Below are 19169 nucleotides of genomic sequence, written 5' to 3'. Positions count from 1 at the left end.
AGTAAAGCCAACACATATTTGCTCATTACAAGTAAATGTTGATTTTATAAATTAATTTATAAATTAAGTAAAATGTACGTATAACCAAGCATATAATGTAAACGTATTCAATATAAAGGGTGAAGGAGGATTTATCGTGAAGAAGCTAATTGTAATGATTATATTGAGTTTGCTATTTACAGCAGCATGTCAATCAGAGGGGGGAGGTTCTGATAAGCAGACAGTTGGGATTGCCATGCCAACACAATCTTCAGAAAGATGGGTTGATGATGGGAACAACATGGTAGATATGTTTGAAGAATTGGGTTATGAGACGAACTTGCAGTATGCAGAAGATGTTGTTGAAAATCAACTATCCCAAATTGAAAACATGATTACACAAGGTGTGGATATCCTTGTTATTGCTTCAATTGACGGCGAAGCACTAACTGATGTGCTAGACCAAGCGCAAAATTTAGGTATACCTGTCATTGCTTATGACCGTCTGATTATGAATCACGAACATGTTAGCTATTATGCAACGTTCGATAATTTCGAGGTAGGTGTATTACAAGGAGAATATATTGAGGAGCAGTTAGCTTTGGATGAAAGTGAAGACTCTTATAATATAGAATTATTTGCTGGGTCACCCGATGACAATAATGCTTACTTTTTCTGGGATGGTGCAATGTCGGTACTCCAACCCTATATTGATGAAGGTAAATTGATAGTTAGAAGTGGGCAAACGGATTTCAGTCAAGGCGCTACTTTACGCTGGAGTGGTTCAGAAGCACAAGAACGTATGGATAATTTGCTAAGTGCACATTATTCAGACGAGGATATTGATGTCGTATATTCACCGTTTGACGGTATTAGCTTAGGTATTGTTTCTTCATTAAAGGCGGTAGGTTACGGTACAGATTCACGTCCTTTACCTCTTATAACGGGTCAAGATGCTGAACGTTCATCGATTCGATCGATCGTTGAAGGTGAACAAACGCAAACGATTTTTAAAGACACAAGGTTACTAGCTGAACAGGCTGTTGAGATGGCTCGCGCTGTAATTGAAAATGAAGAACCAGAAGTGAATGATACAGAGACATATGATAATAACGAAAAGATAGTTCCGTCGTATTTAATAGAGCCTGTATCCGTGGATATTGATAACTACGAAGAAGTATTGATTGAATCGGGTTACTATGATGAGGATGAAATTCATTAATCGATAAATTTATTAAGAGGTAAATAGCTTAGTGTTATTTACCTCTTATTGAAAGAGGTGTTAGATTTGGGTGATGTGATATTAGAGATGAAGAATATTACAAAGGCGTTTCCTGGTGTCAAAGCATTAGACGATGTGAATTTCAAAGTAGAGGAAGGTGAAATTCATGCGCTAGTAGGTGAGAATGGCGCTGGTAAATCAACTTTAATGAAAGTATTAAGTGGTATTCACCCATTCGGTTCATACAGCGGTGACATTCATTTTAGAAATCAACGATGTGAATTTAAAGATATTAATGAAAGTGAAGCAAAAGGAATTGTCATTATCCATCAAGAACTTGCACTAATACCGGATTTGTCTGTGGCAGAAAACGTATATTTAGGTAATGAGCAAACAGAAAAAGGAATCATTGATTGGGGAAAAACAACAATTGAAACAAATCAACTTATACAACAAGTTGGTTTGCGGGTGGAAAGCAGTGATTTGATTCGACATATTGGTGTTGGCCAACAACAGTTAGTTGAAATAGCCAAGGCATTATCCAAAAAAGTAAATCTTTTAATACTCGATGAACCAACAGCGGCACTAAATGAAACAGAAAGTGAAAATTTGCTAGATTTGTTAGTAGAATTTAAAAAGCAAGGGTTAACGTCAGTATTAATCTCACATAAGTTAAAAGAAGTATTAAAGGTAGCTGATCATATCACCGTTTTAAGAGACGGGAAAACGATTGAGACCATATCAGCAAAAGATGGAAATGTAACCGAGGACAGAATCATTAGAGGGATGGTAGGAAGAAGTTTAGATAACCTTTATCCAGATCGTAATGTAAACATTGGGGATGTTATGTTAGAGGTTGTAGACTGGACGGTGGCTCATCCGCAAATTCCAAACCGGTTAGTAGCAAATAAAGTGAATTTTAACGTTCGGAAAGGTGAAATACTTGGAATTGCTGGATTAATGGGAGCTGGACGAACGGAATTAATGATGAGTATCTTTGGGCGCATGTACGGGAAATTTTTGACCGGAAAACTAAAGAAGAACGGGCATGAGATTTCAATCAAAGATGTTGATGAAGCCATTAGACATGGCATGGCCTATGTGTCTGAAGATCGCAAAGAATATGGATTAATTTTGGAGGATAGCATTAAAAAGAATATGACTCTATCAGGTTTAAGTAAATTATTAAAAAAAATAGCCATTGATGAATATAAAGAATCTGAAGTGGTGGAGGAGCTTAAAGTTAAATTAAATATAAAAGCGCCTCATGTTAATCAGAAAGTCATAAATTTGAGCGGTGGAAATCAACAAAAAGTTGTCTTAGGCAAATGGATATATACGGACCCAGATATTCTTATATTAGATGAGCCTACTCGTGGAATAGACGTGGGTGCTAAAAATGAAATTTACAAAATAATGAACAAATTAGCTGAAAACGGAAAATGCATTATTGTTATTTCTTCAGAACTACCTGAGCTTTTAGGGACATGTGATCGAATATATACATTATCTAATGGTTGTATGACAGGGGAATTTCTTAAAGCAGAAGCTAACCAAGAGAAACTGATGACGTATATGACACGTGATAATAGGAGTGAAGTTAAATGAACGAAATCAAGAATTTAATTACACAGAACATAAGAAAATTTGGAATGATCATTGCTTTGGTTGGTATTGTAATCATTTTTCAAGTATTAACGGGGGGGATATTGTTAACCCCATTAAACATAACAAATATAATTATGCAAAATAGTTATATTATTATTCTAGCGATAGGTATGGTACTTGTCATCATAACTGGTGAAATAGATCTTTCAGTAGGATCAGTGGCTGCATTTATTGGCGCAATCTCCGCCACCTTTATGGTTAGCATGAATATGCCTGTCGTATTAGCTGTTTTACTTTCACTAATGATCGGTGCTTTAATAGGTGCTTGGCAAGGATTCTGGGTTGCTTTTATCAAAGTTCCGGCTTTCATCGTGACCTTGGCTGGGATGCTACTATTTAGAGGTCTAACCATGGTCGTACTTGGCGGGCGAACCTTAGCTCCTTTTCCAACACAGTTTAGAACCATCAGTTCAAGTTTCATGAATGATTGGTTTTCGGGAGATTCTCTTCATCTTCTTACAATAATTATTGGTGTAATAGCTTGTATCCTATATGTCGTGATGCAAGTTAAATTTAGAAAGAATATGAAAAAATACAATCAAGTCGTGTCATCTCCTACTCTTTTTGTAACTAAAGTAGTAAGTGTTGTGATTATCATTGGTTTTTTTGCTTATAGATTAGCTGCTTATGCTGGTATTCCGTATATTTTATTGATTCTACTTACCTTAGTTGCTAGCTATACGTTTTATATGAACAGAACAATTGGTGGTAGACATATTTATGCAGTGGGTGGAAATGAAAGAGCTGCCTTGTTATCCGGTGTAAAAGCGAAGAAAGTTAAATTTTGGGTTTATGTGAATATGGGTGTGCTGGCTGCGTTGGCAGGCCTTGTTTTTGCTGGTCGACTAAATGCAGCAACACCACAAGCGGGGAATTTATTTGAATTAGATGCCATTGCCGCAGCTGTAATTGGAGGTGCTTCACTTACTGGTGGTATTGGAACAGTGGTAGGTGCTGTTATTGGTTCATTAATAATGGGTGTGTTAAATAACGGTATGTCCCTTCTTGGTGTAGGAATTGACTGGCAACAAGCGATTAAAGGGTTAGTATTGTTGGGAGCAGTTGCTTTTGATATCTTAAATAAGAAAAAATCTTCATAAAATAAATGAAGGTGACAATCCCCCACTTGATTAACATTGTTTTCTTGTTATATTGAGGAGGGGGTATTTTTATGAATTAACATATACGTATCAATTAATGCGAGAGTGATTAAACGACATATATGAAGCATCGACCTTGGAATAACAAAATCTTATTTTAAATACATATAATAAATGATATGATGAGTTATAATAAGATTTAGTGAGTGAGGTGTAACTTATGCAGACAAAATACAGTATCGTCAAACAAGCAATTAAGTCAAAAATATTAGATGGGACTTTTCAACCCCATCAAAAGATCAGCTCGGAAAGCGAGTTAATGAAACAATTTAATGTCAGTCGACATACCGTTCGGTTAGCAATTGGGGAGTTAGTCAATCAAGGTTGGCTTTATCGTGAACAAGGGGCGGGCACTTTTTGTGCAGATCGATCAAAAGAGGAGAACGGACAAGTACCTCAGAATCAAAAAAATATCGCGATTATAACCACATATATCTCTGATTACATTTTTCCTTCTATTATCAGAGGGGCTGAGTCATACTTAAGCCAAAATGGCTATCATGTAAGTTTGTTTAGTACGAATAATGATCATGAAAACGAGCGGCGCTTTTTAGAGAAGATCTTAACTCAGCATTTTGACGGTGTAATCGTTGAACCGACCAAGAGTGCGATAAGTAATCCTAATATTAACTACTATTTAAATCTTGAGCGCCAAAATATTCCTTATATTATGATTAATGCTTATTATGATGAGTTAGAGCCGCTAAGCATTACCGTTAATGATGAATTAGGTGGATTGAAACAAACAGAACACCTCATTGAGCTAGGTCATGAGAATATAGTCGGCTTCTTTAAAAATGATGACGGACAAGGGGCGAAGCGGATGAAAGGGTATTTGAAAGCCCACCGTAAACATAGTTTGCCGATTAATCCAAATAATATTGTGACGTATCGCACAGAAGATAAATACCATAAACCCATTGAAGAATTAGAAAAATTATTAGCTTTACCTGAGAAAGAACGTCCAACCGGCTTAGTATGCTATAACGACGAATTGGCAATTACATTATTGGATGTATTACGTAAAAGGGAATTGCAAATTCCTAAAGACATATCAATTGTAGGATTTGACGATTCCTTTTTAGCCGAAGTATCCGAGGTGAAGTTGACAACGATTAAACACCCGCAAAGTGAGTTAGGTAAAAAGGCTGCTGAATTGATTTTAGAGTTAGTGAGAGATAAAAATAGTAATCGCCAGAAAATGAAGGAAACAATAAATTCATATGTGTTCGAACAAGAACTGGTTATTCGTCAATCTACAGCCAAATTAAATAAGTGATCAATGAAACTGTGATAACATCTTGTTGTTACGGTTTTTTTGTGAGCTAAGTTAATCCATTTTAAAGAGAGAAGAAAAGTTGAATGAAAAAGTGTCATCATAAAACGAATGTTTTAGTAGGACAATGCATATATTTAACAAGTCGTTCACATCCCATTGATTAAATGCAATATCCAACGTTAACGAAAGTGTTTATTAAAGTTGTGCGATCAAGATTGAGTGTATTGGATTTCATTTTGAAATCCATATTTGAACAGCTTTTTTATGATGAAATTCACAACGTCAAAACTGCATACAAAGTATTGTATAATATTTTTTATAATATGTACGCACAAATAATTGTTTTTTTATACCTTTCATATGTGCGTAATATCTTAAGGAGGGAAGACTATGAAGAAAATATATTTCAGTTTTGTTTTTTTACTGTTGACCATCGTATTGATTGCTTGTGGCGGTAATGGAGCAACGGAGAGCGGAGAAGAAGCTGAGGAGGTCGTAACAGTTGGTGACAACATAGAAGGGGCTTCTGAATTAACATTTTGGACTTTTGCAGGAACGCACGCAGATTTCTTTGAAGATGCTGCTATAAGATGGAATGAAGAGTTTCCAGACAATCCAATTCAGTTCACTGCAGAGACTTATCCTTTTGATCAAATGCACAATAATTTAACGTTAGCTTTACAATCAGGCCAAGGGGCACCAGATATGGTAGATATAGAAATTGCTAGGTTTCCAAATTTTTTACAAGGTGAAATCCAATTGGAGCCGTTAAATGACTTAATTGAACCCGAGATAGATAATTTTATAACAGAGCGGCTGGACATGTATAGTCATGAAGGACAATATTATGGTGCGCCAACGCATTTAGGGGCAACTGTTGTTTACTATAATACCGCGATCATGGAAGAAGCGGGTGTTGATATTGATGAAATAATAACTTGGGATGACTACGTTGAAGCGGGAATACAAGTAACGGAAAATACAGGTGTACCAATGACTACAATAGCTGAGAATTGGTATGGTATTTGGCCGTTTGTTCGTCAGTCTGGTTCAGATTTTTTTGATGATAATGGCGACTTGACATTAGATAGTGCAGAGAATATTGAGGCACTGCAATTTGTTACAGATTTAGTAATAGAACATGAAATAGCTGATGTAACCCCTGGCGGTCATTATCATTCAGAAGAATTTTTTGGTTTTATGAATGATGGAGGGCAGGCTTCTCTGATTGCACCCACGTTTTATATGAATGAATTTATGGTCAATATGGAAGATTTAGATGGAAATATCGAAATGCGTCCACTGCCAGAATGGCCGGGATCAGATACCAGATCAGTTGCTATGGGAGGAACAGGCACTACAGTTACCAATCAAGCAGAAGACGTAGAGCTTGCAAAAGACTTTCTAGCATATGCCAAGTTAACAGAGGAAGGAAACATAGCGTTATGGACACAATTAGGTTTTGATCCACCACGTTGGGATGTATGGGATTCAGAAGAAGTAAGAGAAGATAATGACTTTTATCGTTATTTTCATGACGATATTTTCGATATTTTGCTAGATATTAGAGACGATGTGGTTGGTGTACACATGTCACCATATACACCAGATGTATTAGAGGAGATAGACTCTAACATTATGTTTAATGTTTTACGGCAACAAAGTCAAACACCGGAAGAAGCTTTGCAGCAAGCAGCTGAAAGTATTAGAGCGATAATGGATTAAAAAACAGTTTGGAGACAGCTTGTAAGCTGTCTCCCTTGAAAAATAAATGAGGAGGATGGGTAAATGGGACAAGAAATGAAGAGTAATATCTACAAAGGACCTAACAGACTTTTAACTTTTTTGAACTCAAAAAAAGTGGCACCTTATGTGTTTATTTTCCCATTCATTATATCATTTACTTTATTAACATTTTATCCAACTATACAAGCGTTTGTTATGAGTTTTCAAAGAATATTACCGGGTCAAACGGAGTTTGTAGGATTAAGTAATTATCGAAGGATATTAAATCCTACATTTTATCAAGCATTCCAGAATACAACAACATATGTCATATTAACCTGTGTCATTTTAGTAACTGTTCCTATATTTTTGGCCGCTATGCTCAATTCTAAATTCGCTAAATTTTCGACGTTTTACAGAGCTTCATTATTTATACCATCGCTTGCTTCTATTATAGTGGCGGGTACGGTATTTAGATTGCTATTTGGTGAAACAGGGTCATCGTTTGCTAATCAAGTCATCGGTTGGTTTGGAGTAGAACCCATTCAATGGCAATATACATCTTGGTCGGCTATGTTTTTAATGGTCATATTGAGTAGTTGGCGATGGATGGGCGTAAATGTTATGTATTATTTGGCGGCACTACAAAATGTCCCCTTGGAGTTATACGAGTCAGCAGACATTGATGGCGCGAACGTATTTCAAAAGTTTTTTTATGTCACCGTGCCTCATCTGAAGCCAATCATCACTTTTGTTACAACCATTTCAATTATAAATGGATTTAGAATGTTTGAAGAGAGTTATGTCTTTTGGGAAACAAACTCTCCAGGTAATATTGGTCTATCTATGATCGGTTATATGTATACACAAGGTGTCCAGCGAAATGATATGGGATTCGGTGCTGCTTTAGGAGTTATTATTATCTTGATTATATTTGTTATTAGTATTATTCAGCTTAACTTAACAGGTGCATTTAAACGAGGTGATGAATAATGAAAGATACTAAAACGATGTTAATAAAGGTGATCATTAACTGTTTCTTTTGTGTTATATCATTGGTTGCACTATTTCCAATCTTAAGTTTACTGATTTCATCATTTCGCCCTTCTTCTGAATTAATGAGAAATGGAATCAGCTTGACGATCGATTGGTCTAATTTAAGCTTAAACAACTATTTGTATATTTTCAGGGAAGCCGGCGACTACTGGCAGTGGTATGGCAACAGTCTAATTATCACTACTGTAACCATTGTTTTATCTTTATTTTTTTCATCAATGGTTGGCTATGCCATGGCCGTTTATAACTTTAAAGGGCGTAATTTTGTCTTTTTGTTGGTTTTACTTATATTAATGATTCCGTTTGAAATTTTGATGTTGCCACTTTATCAATTATTTATTGATTTAAATTTGATCAATACGTACTTTGGTATTATGTTACCTTTGATTGTTGCACCGATTGCTGTTTTCTTTTTTAGACAATATGCATTAGGTCTTCCAAAGGAATTGATGGATGCGGCTAGGATTGATGGATCAACGGAGTATGGGATCTTCTTTAAGATTATGATGCCTCTTATGCTTCCTTCGTTTGCAGCCATGGCCATATTACAAGGCTTAAGCAGTTGGAATAACTTCTTATGGCCATTACTTGTTATTCGGTCTAATGATATGTTTACGCTACCTGTAGGGCTTGCATCTTTACTCACACCGTATGGTAATAATTACGACATTTTAATTTCTGGTTCAGTCATCACAATCCTTCCGATAATCATACTATTTATTTTCTTCCAAAAATATTTTGTATCGGGGCTAACGGTTGGTGGAGTAAAAGGTTAATAAGTAATTTATCAGAATAAGGGTGATTTGGAAGTGAGAAATGGGCGTGCAATTTCAGCTATAGATCTCATATCAAGATGGATATTAAATTTAACAATGATTAATTTCATGTGGTTTCTTTTCTTGTTTTCAGGATTGTTTATATTTGGCTTCTTTCCGGCTACTGTCGCGGCATTAGGTGTATCAAGAAAACTGATACTGGCAAATGGACAAAAAGATATATGGTTATGGAAGACGTTTAAAGACATGTATAAAAAAGCATTTGTTTTTGCCAACTTAACAGGATGGGCGGTACTGGCAATAGGTATGGTGCTTTATATTAATTTCAGATTGATTGAGAGTGCACAAAATGAAATGTATTTCTTCATACCTTTTGCCTTTTATTTTGTTGCTTTTGTATATCTTATTATGGTTATTTGGTTGTTTCCATTATATATTCACTATGAAGCAACGTGGAAGCAACATATCAAGAATGCGTTAATATTTGGTATAGGTAAAATCCATTACACCATGACAATCATTATCTTTGTTTCTGCAGTTGTGTATTTATCTTTGGAATTTCCAAGCCTGATTGTATTTTTTTCGATCGGTTTAACTTCGACCTTAGTCATGTGGGTCATGCTAAGTGCCTTTAGGAAAATAGACAAGTTATTAGTTGCATCTCATAATAACTGAGGTGCAACGCAATAAAGTAGTGCGTAGATGCTAAAGTTGGTAACTTATCAATAAGTTATTGCTTGTTTATATTTTAATCAATGATTCTTTAATTCTATACGCATTAAAGAAGAATATCTTATAAGATTCGTTGTTCTCACATGTGCTGCTCTTTGATCAAGAAATTTTAGTAGAAGCAACTATAAATATACTAGGGAAATCTCCTTTACTTATTAATAGAAAATGAGTAAGGGAGATTTTATATGGTGAAATGATTAGAGAGTTATTAATGAATATTTGAATATATCTATTAACAATAAAGAAACGAAAGAGTCAATTGTTTTTAATCCAGAACTTATCGTGCGTTATTCTACTGCAAAACCGAATAAATAAACATCGATAATCGTAATGACTCTGTTGTTGCGATTATTTTTAGATACATGATAAAACACTTATAAAAAGAGATGGAAAATATGATATTGCATTTACTAGAGTTGTAACCAATCAAAGTGCGTCTACTCTTTTTTTTAATAAATCAAAGGCTAATCACATTCAAGCTCGATCTTGATCATGGTTTAATTACAGGTAAGGTAAATCGTGGTTGGGGATGGAAAGGTAGTGTGGGGGCGTTGTTTTTACAAGGAATGATTACGCTGGGTATGTTGTAATAGGTGAAAAACCGATATTTTTAAATAGTTGTACGATCGAGTTAATCTAATAAAAAACTTGTTAAAACAAAGTTATTGACACTTTGTTTAACGATTGTAGTAAGAATATGTGTTTTTTAGTAAAAAAACAATTGAAATACCATACAAATACGGATATAATGAAAGCGTAAACATATACGTATGATTTTACGGTTATGTGGTTGTGATTTAACAAGTCTTTAATTCCTTTGTTCATAACCGTTCTGCAAACGCAACCATATTATTGAAGGATAGAATGTATATGTATTGCTGAACTTAATATTATGAAAGTGGGGGAGTTATCATGAAGAAACGATTGGCTTTTCTAATAGTAGCAGTAACGACATTATTGTTAACAGGATGTGGAGGAAATGAGAATGTCATTGAATTTTGGACACCATTAACAGGAGAAGACGGTGCCTATATGGATCAATTAGTTGAAGACTATAATGATACGGATCCAGAACATCCAGTCAATCATGTGATCACATCTGACTTGTATACACAGATTTACACCGTATTACAGTCAGGTAGTGGTATTCCCGATTTAACGCTGATTCATGCTGATCGTGTACCTAGTTTTGTTAACAATGATTTGTTAGTGCCAATGGATGATATTATTTCGCAACAACCGGAATTAAATGAAGATAACTATTTACCAGAAGCATGGACAGCCGGTATTATCGATGATGTCCAATATACCATTCCCCTAGATATTCACGGTAGCGCAATGTATTACAATATTGACTTATTAGAGCAATATGATGTTATGGATTGGCTAGATGATGATGTTGTGACCTTTGATGAAATGTTAGAACTTGAAGGTCAATTAGAAGAGGGTCATTATGTGGTGAACGATGCATTGTTAGGTTGGGTAGCATTAGCACAATTACAAAATGTCGGCGGTGATATTGAAGGAGCAGATGGTGAACCAACTGTCGATACTGATGAAATGAGAGAAGTTATTCGTTATTTGCGTGAAATTAATAAAGCAGGTCTGATGACGCCGTACGGTGAAGATGGTTATTTGATGTTTCAATCTGGTAATGTATTATTCTCAACGGATGGCACTTGGAGTCGACTAGCGCATGAACAAGTTGAAAGTTTGAACTTCGGTGTGACGAATACGTATTCACATTCTGCTGAAGTCTTCCATAACCGTTCTTCGGCGCACTTGTTCTCAATGTTGAGAAGTGAAGAGAGAACACCTGAAAAAGAGGAAGGCATCGGCGAATTTCTGGAATATATTCGAGAGCATTCAATTGAATGGGCAGAAGCAGGGCAAATTGTAGCCAGTCGTGAAGTTGTAGAAGATCCAGAGTATGATCAATTTATGCAGTCCTTTTATACTCAAGATGAAAGACATGAAGATTCATTATATATTTACACGTATGAGCATTATCCATATGTAGCGGAAGCTATTGATAACTATATTGCAGATATTGTTCACGGTGAAATGGATGTAGATGAAGGATTGCATGAGATGCAACGGTTTGTTAATGACCGTGTTGCAGAAGGTGATGCAGAATTAGAGGATGCAGCAGATGCTGTTGAAGACTTTGATGATGATGTAGATACAAACGAATAATAAGTTGCTAAAGTAATACGCCAAATTTACTTTGGCGTATTACTGATATAAAGAAGCTAAGGAGGGTACCCGTAATGGATAAAAGTAAATTTTCACATTGGTTTTTTATAGGTCCACATATCATTTTATTCGTAGTCTTCATATTAATCCCTTCAATTTATGGTGTATATGCATCTTTTACGAATTGGAATCTGATGACTTCTCCAACTTGGGTAGGGTTAGACAATTATCGAACGATTTTAACCAATCAAGACTCATCTTTTCACCATGAATTCTTTAATGGCATGAAAAATACGCTGATTTTTGTTGGTGTAAGTGTCCCACTTATGGTGGCTATACCGTTAGTTATTGCATCGGCAATTGAACATAAAAAAGTAAAATTTAAAAACTTTTTTCAATCTATTATTTATATTCCAGGCCTTATTTCGATTTCAGCTGCAGCCTTAATATGGTCATTGATTTTCAATAGTCAATTAGGGATGATGAATAACTTTTTTGGTGCAGATACGGTTTGGACGGCAACACAACCTTATGCTTGGATGACGATATTTATCATGACCGTATGGGGTGGTATTGGTGGTAATATGATTATTTATCGTGCTTCCATTAGTAACGTATCTCAAGATTTATATGAATCAGCAGAGATTGATGGAGCTGGTCCAATTAGGAAATTTATTAGTGTCACACTTCCTTCAATTAGGTTTCCGCTTATTTATACAGTCGTGATGACCACTGCGGGGGCATTTAACGTATTTGGTCAACCTTTAATGATGACTGATGGGGGTCCTCGTGAAAGCACAACAGTATTAATGATGTATATCCGTGATTTGGCCTTTGGTTCTGGCCAGTCTATTGCTGGAATGGCATCAGCGATGGCTGTATTACTGGGAATGGTTATTTTAATTATTTCGGCAGCACAATATTATGTGATGAACCGTAATTCAGCGTAAATCATAAGGAAAGGTGGGATAACTAATGAATAAAAAATATAATGTATCTAAGTATTTAGCTTATTTGTTTCTCATTACAGTATGTTTAATTTGGGTTGTACCGATGATATTTGGTTTTACTACATCATTTCGTTCCCAATCTGAAGTTGTAAATGAAGGATTCCGTTTGCTACCTATAAGCTGGATTGTTGATAACTATATGTCAATTTTAGAAAATACGTCTTCAGCACCGATCTTAAGATGGATCGGTAACTCGCTTTTTATTTCAATCACACATACTTTACTTGTGGTCGTGGTGATTTCGATTACGGGATATGGATATTCTAGAATGCGTTTTAAAGGAAGAGATGTTTTGTTCTTTACTTTGCTTGGTATTTCTTTCTTTCCTAACGTCGTAAATATTATTCCACTCTATCGTATTGTTGATATTTTAGGTTGGGTAAATACGCCGTGGGCAATGATTGTTCCTGGCTTAGCTGGGATGGGGAACATCTTTCTTGTTAGGCAATTTATGAAAGGTGTACCCAAGGAGTTGGATGAATCAGCCCGAGTTGATGGCGCTAGTGACTTTACAATCTTTTTTAGAATTGTCCTGCCATTGATCAAACCTGTCTTAATTGTAGGTGGTTTATTCTCTTTTATCGGATCTTGGAATGATTTCTTGTGGCCAGTCATTGTTTATACAGATGTTCAAAAAATGCCTGTCACGGCTGGTTTGTTATTACTACAAGATATTTATGGTAATTACCAAATGGTTGGACAACTGATGGGATCTGCGATATTAGCTATTATTCCAACCTTGTTACTATTCTTATTTGCACAGAAATATTTTGTTTCAGCTATTAACTTAAATGCGGGTATTAAAGGCTAATAAAAGGTATGGTGATTGCAATGAAAAGAAGTCTCGAACGAAAATTAGTGATGACAGGTGCAATATGGAACCTATTCACAGCTCTGATGACATTGTTCGGTTACTATCGGTGGTTTAATGATGCTGGTGTCCAAGCGTTAGAAGGTTCTAATGCTGATTTAGCCATAGTAGGTACGTCATTGATGGGGAATGTTTCCCGCGTCATTTTAGCGTTTGGTTTATTTATGTTCGTGATGGCGATTATAAACTTTCTAGTGGGCGTTCACCTAAAAGATAACCAAATTCAAAAGCGAACAATGATTTGGTTAGCGCTCTGGGCAGTTATCCAATTAGCAAGTATGGATGTGGTTGGCTTCTTAATTTATATGTTAGCTTTTGTTTTCTATTTTGCTAAAAACAAAGCGATTCGTATGAATAATAAGAGTTATAAGACAGCTTAACAATCATTGTATGGTGAGGGTGTTAAAATTTTAGAGAGACTATGGATGAAGAAATAAATCAGACGAGTTTGAAAATACGTTATTTTTGAAAAAAATTACTATTTTAAAAGTTGGGATAACATGTAAAAAGCTAACTGGTTTAATAGACAGTTAGCTGTACATAATGCAGCTAAAACGAAAAATCATTTTTGTGGGAGGAGATTGTATGAATAAATTAAAAGCAAATCTCATTTTGGATAAAAACTATCAAATTGCTAAAGTAGATGAGCGCATTTATGGCTCATTTATAGAACATTTAGGTCGTGCCGTTTATGGTGGGATTTATCAACCTGACCATGTTGAAGCAGATGAACAAGGCTTCCGTAAAGACGTTATTGAACTTGTCAAGCAGCTACAAGTTCCGATTGTTCGCTATCCTGGTGGTAATATGGTATCGGCGTATAACTGGGAAGACGGGATTGGACCTAAGGAAGATCGACCGCGACGTTTAGAATTGGCATGGCGCACGATTGAAACCAATCAAGTCGGTACGAATGAGTTCGCTGATTGGGCGAAAAAAGTCGGTGCTGAGGTGATGATGGCAGTTAATCTAGGAACGCGAGGTATTGATGCTGCCCGTAACCTGATTGAATACACTAATCATCCTGGTGGTACTTACTGGAGTGATTTGCGCCGTTCTCATGGTTATCAAGAGCCACATCGTATTAAGACATGGTGTTTAGGGAACGAAATGGATGGCCCTTGGCAAGTGGGGCATAAAACAGCTTATGAATATGGACGTATTGCTCAAGAAACAGGCAAAGCAATGAAACTAGTAGATCCTACAATAGAATTAGTCGCCTGCGGAAGCTCCAATACGGCTATGCCGACTTTCCCTGAATATGAAGCAACCACACTTGATGTCGCTTATGAACAGGTAGATTTTATTTCGTTACACCAATATTATGGGAATCGTTCTAATGACCCGGCCAACTATTTAGCTAAAAATTTAGATATGGATCACTTTATTAAAACCGTTATCGCCACGTGTGATTACATTAAAGCTAAACACCGCAGTAAGAAGTCGATTCAGTTAAGCTTCGATGAATGGAATGTTTGGTACCACTCTAATGATGCCGATAAGAAAATCGAACCATGGTCAATTGCGCCGCCGCAATTGGAAGATCATTATAACTTTGAGGATGCATTGCTTGTTGGGAGTATGTTGATTACCTTTTTACAACATGCTGATCGTGTCAAAATGGCCGCAATGGCTCAGCTTGTTAATGTCATTGCACCGATTATGACTGAAAATAATGGGCGCGCATGGAAACAAACGATTTTCTACCCTTATATGCATGCATCAGTATATGGTCGCGGGATTTCGCTGAAACCTATCTTAACGACGCCGAAGTATGATAGTAAAGACTTTACAGATGTCCCTTATGTAGATTCAGCTGCTGTGTATAACGAAGAACAAGAAGAACTGACTATATTCCTAGTTAATAAACATTTGCAATCTACCATGCCAATTGATATTGATTTAAGAAGTTTTGAAGGCTATCAGTTGATTGAACATATTGAACTTGCCCATGATGATTTGAAAGCGGTTAACACAGTAGATCATCAAGCAGTCTCTCCACAACAAAACAGAAACACATGTTTAAGTGATGGTCTCTTAACAGCACAATTGGCTAAAACGTCGTGGAATGTTATTCGTTTAAAGAAATGAAGAGGTGATCGAATATGAAGCACCATCAATATGCGCTAACACCCCCAATGGGGTGGAATAGTTGGGATTGCTATGGCGCAACGGTGACTGAAGCAGAAGTGAAAGCGAATGCAGATTATATGGCGACACATTTAAAGGCGTATGGTTGGGAATATATCGTGGTCGACATTCAGTGGTCAGAGCCTGAGGCTGTGTCATCTGCTTATCGTCCTTTTGTTCCTTTACAAATCGATCGATATGCTCGGCTTATTCCGGCAGAGAACCGCTTTCCATCATCAAGTAATGGTCGTGGCTTTAAACCATTAGCTGACTACATCCATAAACTTGGCTTAAAATTTGGTATCCATATCATGCGCGGTATCCCGCGTCAGGCGGTTCATCAAAACACACCAATTAAAGGTAGCGATTCCACGGCACGTGAAATTGCCAAGCCAAATTCGATTTGCCCGTGGAATACGGATATGTATGGGCTTGATTCATCGAAACAAGCAGCTCAGCTCTACTACGATTCATTATTCGAGCTCTATGCGGAATGGGAAGTGGACTTTGTTAAGGTTGACGATATTGCCGATTCCAAACTTTATGGCGCGCACACGGAGGAAATTCGAATGATTCGTCAGGCGATTGATCGGTGCGAGCGTCCAATGGTACTTAGTCTATCGCCTGGACCTGCCGATTTAAATGATGTAGCGATTCTTGAAGAAAATGCAAATATGTGGCGCATGACCGATGATTTTTGGGATCTATGGCCACCGCTCTATGATATGTTTGACCGTTGTTATCGCTGGAGTAAAAATGTCGGACCAGGTCACTGGCCGGACGCGGATATGCTCCCATTAGGGCATATTGGTATTCGTTCAGTTGACGGTGGAGCAAGTGATCGTTATACCCGGTTTACTCAAGATGAACAGCTGACTTTAATGACGCTTTGGTCGATGTTTAGATCTCCACTCATGTTTGGTGGGGAATTGCGAGACAATGATACGTTTACACATGCGCTCATCACCAATCAAGATCTATTAAATGTCCATAAGAAGGGAAGAGATGCCTGCCAAATTTATCGACAAAACGATCGAGTGGTTTGGCGTTCCTATGTGGAGCAAGACATTTATGTCGGTTTATTTAATATTAGCGATCGTGAACAAACCATCTCTGTTACCTTTGACCAGCTAGAAATAAGCGCAGATCAAATTGATTCGCTAAGAGAGGTGTGGTTAGATCAAACCTTACCGATTGATGAAACTGAAATAGCTTGTGATATACGCGCACATGCATGTTGTCTTATTCAAATAAAATTAATGTAAAGAGGTGCTAACATGGGAACAAAAGTCGTTTTAAATGCTGATGTGTCAAGAGGGAAAATTGATAAGAATATTTATGGTCAGTTTGCTGAACACTTAGGCAGATGTATATATGAAGGATTATGGGTAGGAGAAGATTCACTCATCCCAAATACGAATGGTATTCGCAATGATGTATTAGCTGCTTTAAAAAATCTTAATATTCCTGTGCTGCGTTGGCCGGGTGGCTGTTTTGCCGATGAATATCATTGGAAAGATGGCGTTGGACCCAGACAAGAGCGAAAGCGCATGGTCAATACACATTGGGGTGGTGTTGTTGAAAATAATCACTTCGGTACACATGAATTTATGAAATTATGTGAGTTACTTGAGACAGAGCCTTATATTAATGGCAATGTAGGTAGTGGAACGGTACAGGAGATGTCAGAATGGGTTGAATACATGACATTTGATGGTGAGTCACCAATGGCAAATTGGCGTAAAGAAAATGGCCAAGAAAAACCGTGGAACGTTAAATACTTTGGTGTCGGTAATGAAAACTGGGGTTGTGGCGGCAATATGCGGCCCCAATACTATGCTGATTTATACCGACGTTTCCAAACATATGTCCGCAACTATGGCGACAATAAAATTTTCAAAATCGCAGGAGGAGCAAATGTCGCTGATTATCAATGGACAGAAACGCTAATGCGCGAAGCTAATCAAATGATGGATGGCTTGAGCTTACACTATTATGTCCATCCAGGCGGCTTCTGGAACAAGGGTGACGCCGTTCGTTTTGATGATAAAGAGTGGGAAATATCGATGCAAAAGGCATACTATATTGAAGAATTAATTGAAAAACACAGTACCATTATGGATAAATATGATCCTGAAAAGCGTGTAGCGATGATTGTTGATGAATGGGGCGCATGGTATGATGTCGAGCCAGGAACCAATCCAGGTTTTCTATATCAACAAAACACAGTGCGTGATGCGGTGATTGCAGGTGTGTCATTAAATATCTTCAATAATCATAATGATCGTATTAAGATGGCAAATATTGCCCAGATGGTTAATGTTATTCAAGCGATGGTGTTAACAGAAGAAGACAAGCTGTTATTAACGCCAACCTATCACGTTTTCAAAATGTATAAAGTCCATCAAGATGCCGAAAGAATCGCATTAGATATTGACACAAAAATGTTAGAAGTAGATGGAGCAGCGTATCCACAAGTGAATGGGTCTGCTTCAAAAGCCAAAGACGGGTCTATTCATATTAGTTTGACAAATGCGGACAAAGATCACCAAGCAGAAATTGACTTTGACATTCGCGGTGTTGATTTTGCCAACGTATCTGGAGAAGTGATTACTTCAGAAAAAATGAATGATCATAATACATTTGACAATCCAGATAAAGTTAAGCCGGTTGCATTTACAGCATTTGAAAACAAAGGCGGGGGATTAAAGGTCACTTTACCACCAATGTCTGTTGTCGTTCTTAAGGTAACAATATAGGCATTCAAATAGAAGTTAACAAGAAGACTAGGTGAAAACCTTGTCTTCTTTATGTGAAACAGAGCTATGACAGTGGGGATGAAAGGAATCTTCACTGTTTTCCTCCCACTATTGTTAGTTGAATGAATCAGCGCAGTACTTTCACATGAAATTGACGTGAACGAGGACCATCAAATTCACAAAAATAGATACCTTGCCATGTACCAAGGACTAGCTGACCTTTATCAATAACGATCGTTTGAGCATGTCCAACTGTACTGGTCTTTAAATGTGCTGCAGTATTACCTTCCATATGACGATCTTTTTTGTGCTCCCATGGATAGACTTCCTCAAGCCTTCGCAAAAAATCTGTTTTGACATCGGGATCGGCATTTTCGTTAACAGTGATACCTGCAGTTGTGTGCATGGAGGAAACAACAATTACGCCGCTATCAACTAGCTCTTCAGTTAGCCATTGTTGAATTTGATTGGTAATCTCGATCATGTCACTATGCTTATTTGTTTTTAATGTAAATGTTTTAAACAATTTGATCACCCTTCCTATATAGCGCTGTATTCCCTTGGTCATTAAATGTAAACCCAACATCATTAGTTTACTAAAAAAAC

General features: G+C 36.9%; 16 protein-coding genes. 15 read left to right on the top strand and 1 reads right to left on the bottom strand.

The window, feature by feature from the left end; translation table 11 throughout:
* The first annotated feature begins 136 nt into the window (after positions 1 to 136).
* The 15 genes from chvE to B494_RS0104345 all read left to right on the top strand — a co-directional run bounded on the left by chvE (position 137) and on the right by B494_RS0104345 (position 18563).
* Positions 137 to 1201: a multiple monosaccharide ABC transporter substrate-binding protein gene (gene chvE, locus B494_RS0104415; RefSeq protein ID WP_017471163.1), complete on the top strand. Its 1065-nt coding sequence runs from the start codon at positions 137 to 139 to the stop codon at positions 1199 to 1201.
* Between the two features lie 66 nt (positions 1202 to 1267).
* Entirely contained in the window at positions 1268 to 2809 is a 1542-nt protein-coding gene (gene mmsA / locus B494_RS0104410) for a multiple monosaccharide ABC transporter ATP-binding protein (protein WP_017471162.1), read from the top strand.
* Positions 2806 to 3969, top strand: coding sequence for a multiple monosaccharide ABC transporter permease (mmsB, locus tag B494_RS0104405; RefSeq protein WP_017471161.1), 1164 nt, complete (start codon positions 2806 to 2808; stop codon positions 3967 to 3969). Before mmsA ends, mmsB begins: the two co-directional genes overlap by 4 nt.
* A 220-nt stretch (positions 3970 to 4189) precedes the next feature.
* A complete protein-coding gene (locus B494_RS0104400; protein WP_017471160.1) occupies positions 4190 to 5308 on the top strand; it encodes a GntR family transcriptional regulator in 1119 nt (372 codons plus the stop codon).
* Positions 5309 to 5698: 390 nt separating this feature from the next.
* Complete coding sequence (locus B494_RS0104395) at positions 5699 to 7033, top strand: ABC transporter substrate-binding protein (RefSeq protein WP_017471159.1); 1335 nt, start codon at positions 5699 to 5701, stop codon at positions 7031 to 7033.
* 63 nt (positions 7034 to 7096) lie between these two features.
* The gene (locus tag B494_RS0104390; RefSeq protein ID WP_017471158.1) at positions 7097 to 8026 is read left to right on the top strand and encodes a carbohydrate ABC transporter permease; all 930 of its coding nucleotides are present in this window, start codon (positions 7097 to 7099) and stop codon (positions 8024 to 8026) included.
* Positions 8026 to 8865, top strand: coding sequence for a carbohydrate ABC transporter permease (locus B494_RS0104385; RefSeq protein ID WP_017471157.1), 840 nt, complete (start codon positions 8026 to 8028; stop codon positions 8863 to 8865). Before B494_RS0104390 ends, B494_RS0104385 begins: the two co-directional genes overlap by 1 nt.
* A gap of 33 nt (positions 8866 to 8898) precedes the next feature.
* The gene (locus tag B494_RS0104380) at positions 8899 to 9540 is read left to right on the top strand and encodes a YesL family protein (protein ID WP_017471156.1); all 642 of its coding nucleotides are present in this window, start codon (positions 8899 to 8901) and stop codon (positions 9538 to 9540) included.
* A gap of 969 nt (positions 9541 to 10509) precedes the next feature.
* The gene (locus B494_RS0104375) at positions 10510 to 11793 is read left to right on the top strand and encodes an extracellular solute-binding protein (protein ID WP_017471155.1); all 1284 of its coding nucleotides are present in this window, start codon (positions 10510 to 10512) and stop codon (positions 11791 to 11793) included.
* Between the two features lie 74 nt (positions 11794 to 11867).
* Positions 11868 to 12743: a carbohydrate ABC transporter permease gene (locus B494_RS0104370; protein WP_017471154.1), complete on the top strand. Its 876-nt coding sequence runs from the start codon at positions 11868 to 11870 to the stop codon at positions 12741 to 12743.
* A gap of 25 nt (positions 12744 to 12768) precedes the next feature.
* The gene (locus B494_RS0104365) at positions 12769 to 13614 is read left to right on the top strand and encodes a carbohydrate ABC transporter permease (RefSeq protein WP_017471153.1); all 846 of its coding nucleotides are present in this window, start codon (positions 12769 to 12771) and stop codon (positions 13612 to 13614) included.
* A gap of 20 nt (positions 13615 to 13634) precedes the next feature.
* Positions 13635 to 14054 (top strand): hypothetical protein, encoded by a 420-nt coding sequence (locus B494_RS0104360; protein WP_017471152.1) that lies wholly within the window; start codon positions 13635 to 13637, stop codon positions 14052 to 14054.
* A 205-nt stretch (positions 14055 to 14259) separates the two neighbouring features.
* Entirely contained in the window at positions 14260 to 15765 is a 1506-nt protein-coding gene (arfA, locus tag B494_RS0104355) for an arabinosylfuranosidase ArfA (RefSeq protein WP_017471151.1), read from the top strand.
* 14 nt (positions 15766 to 15779) lie between these two features.
* Positions 15780 to 17069 carry a glycoside hydrolase family 27 protein gene (locus tag B494_RS0104350; protein ID WP_017471150.1) on the top strand — a complete coding sequence of 430 codons (1290 nt, stop codon included), beginning with the start codon at positions 15780 to 15782 and terminating at the stop codon, positions 17067 to 17069.
* Positions 17070 to 17081: 12 nt separating this feature from the next.
* Complete coding sequence (locus B494_RS0104345) at positions 17082 to 18563, top strand: alpha-N-arabinofuranosidase (RefSeq protein ID WP_017471149.1); 1482 nt, start codon at positions 17082 to 17084, stop codon at positions 18561 to 18563.
* 127 nt (positions 18564 to 18690) lie between these two features.
* On the opposite strand, the gene B494_RS0104340 is transcribed toward B494_RS0104345, so the two are convergent.
* On the bottom strand, positions 18691 to 19089 hold the full coding sequence (locus tag B494_RS0104340) for a secondary thiamine-phosphate synthase enzyme YjbQ (protein WP_017471148.1): 399 nt from the start codon (positions 19087 to 19089) through the stop codon (positions 18691 to 18693).
* Positions 19090 to 19169 lie beyond the last annotated feature (80 nt).

The organism is Amphibacillus jilinensis Y1, from assembly GCF_000306965.1.
GTDB classification, from domain to species: Bacteria; Bacillota; Bacilli; order Bacillales; family Amphibacillaceae; genus Amphibacillus_C; species Amphibacillus_C jilinensis.
This window is presented reverse-complemented; position numbering and strand designations above follow the sequence as displayed.

What these genes read in the sequence shown, in the direction of transcription:
- B494_RS0104360 (WP_017471152.1), top strand. Translation starts at nt 13,635, where the DNA reads ATGAAAAGAAGTCTCGAACGAAAATTAGTGATGACAGGTGCAATATGG.
- B494_RS0104400 (WP_017471160.1), top strand. Translation starts at nt 4,190, where the DNA reads ATGCAGACAAAATACAGTATCGTCAAACAAGCAATTAAGTCAAAAATA.
- B494_RS0104365 (WP_017471153.1), top strand. Translation starts at nt 12,769, where the DNA reads ATGAATAAAAAATATAATGTATCTAAGTATTTAGCTTATTTGTTTCTC.
- B494_RS0104395 (WP_017471159.1), top strand. Translation starts at nt 5,699, where the DNA reads ATGAAGAAAATATATTTCAGTTTTGTTTTTTTACTGTTGACCATCGTA.
- B494_RS0104370 (WP_017471154.1), top strand. Translation starts at nt 11,868, where the DNA reads ATGGATAAAAGTAAATTTTCACATTGGTTTTTTATAGGTCCACATATC.
- B494_RS0104345 (WP_017471149.1), top strand. Translation starts at nt 17,082, where the DNA reads ATGGGAACAAAAGTCGTTTTAAATGCTGATGTGTCAAGAGGGAAAATT.
- B494_RS0104375 (WP_017471155.1), top strand. Translation starts at nt 10,510, where the DNA reads ATGAAGAAACGATTGGCTTTTCTAATAGTAGCAGTAACGACATTATTG.
- arfA (WP_017471151.1), top strand. Translation starts at nt 14,260, where the DNA reads ATGAATAAATTAAAAGCAAATCTCATTTTGGATAAAAACTATCAAATT.
- B494_RS0104385 (WP_017471157.1), top strand. Translation starts at nt 8,026, where the DNA reads ATGAAAGATACTAAAACGATGTTAATAAAGGTGATCATTAACTGTTTC.
- B494_RS0104350 (WP_017471150.1), top strand. Translation starts at nt 15,780, where the DNA reads ATGAAGCACCATCAATATGCGCTAACACCCCCAATGGGGTGGAATAGT.
- mmsB (WP_017471161.1), top strand. Translation starts at nt 2,806, where the DNA reads ATGAACGAAATCAAGAATTTAATTACACAGAACATAAGAAAATTTGGA.
- B494_RS0104390 (WP_017471158.1), top strand. Translation starts at nt 7,097, where the DNA reads ATGGGACAAGAAATGAAGAGTAATATCTACAAAGGACCTAACAGACTT.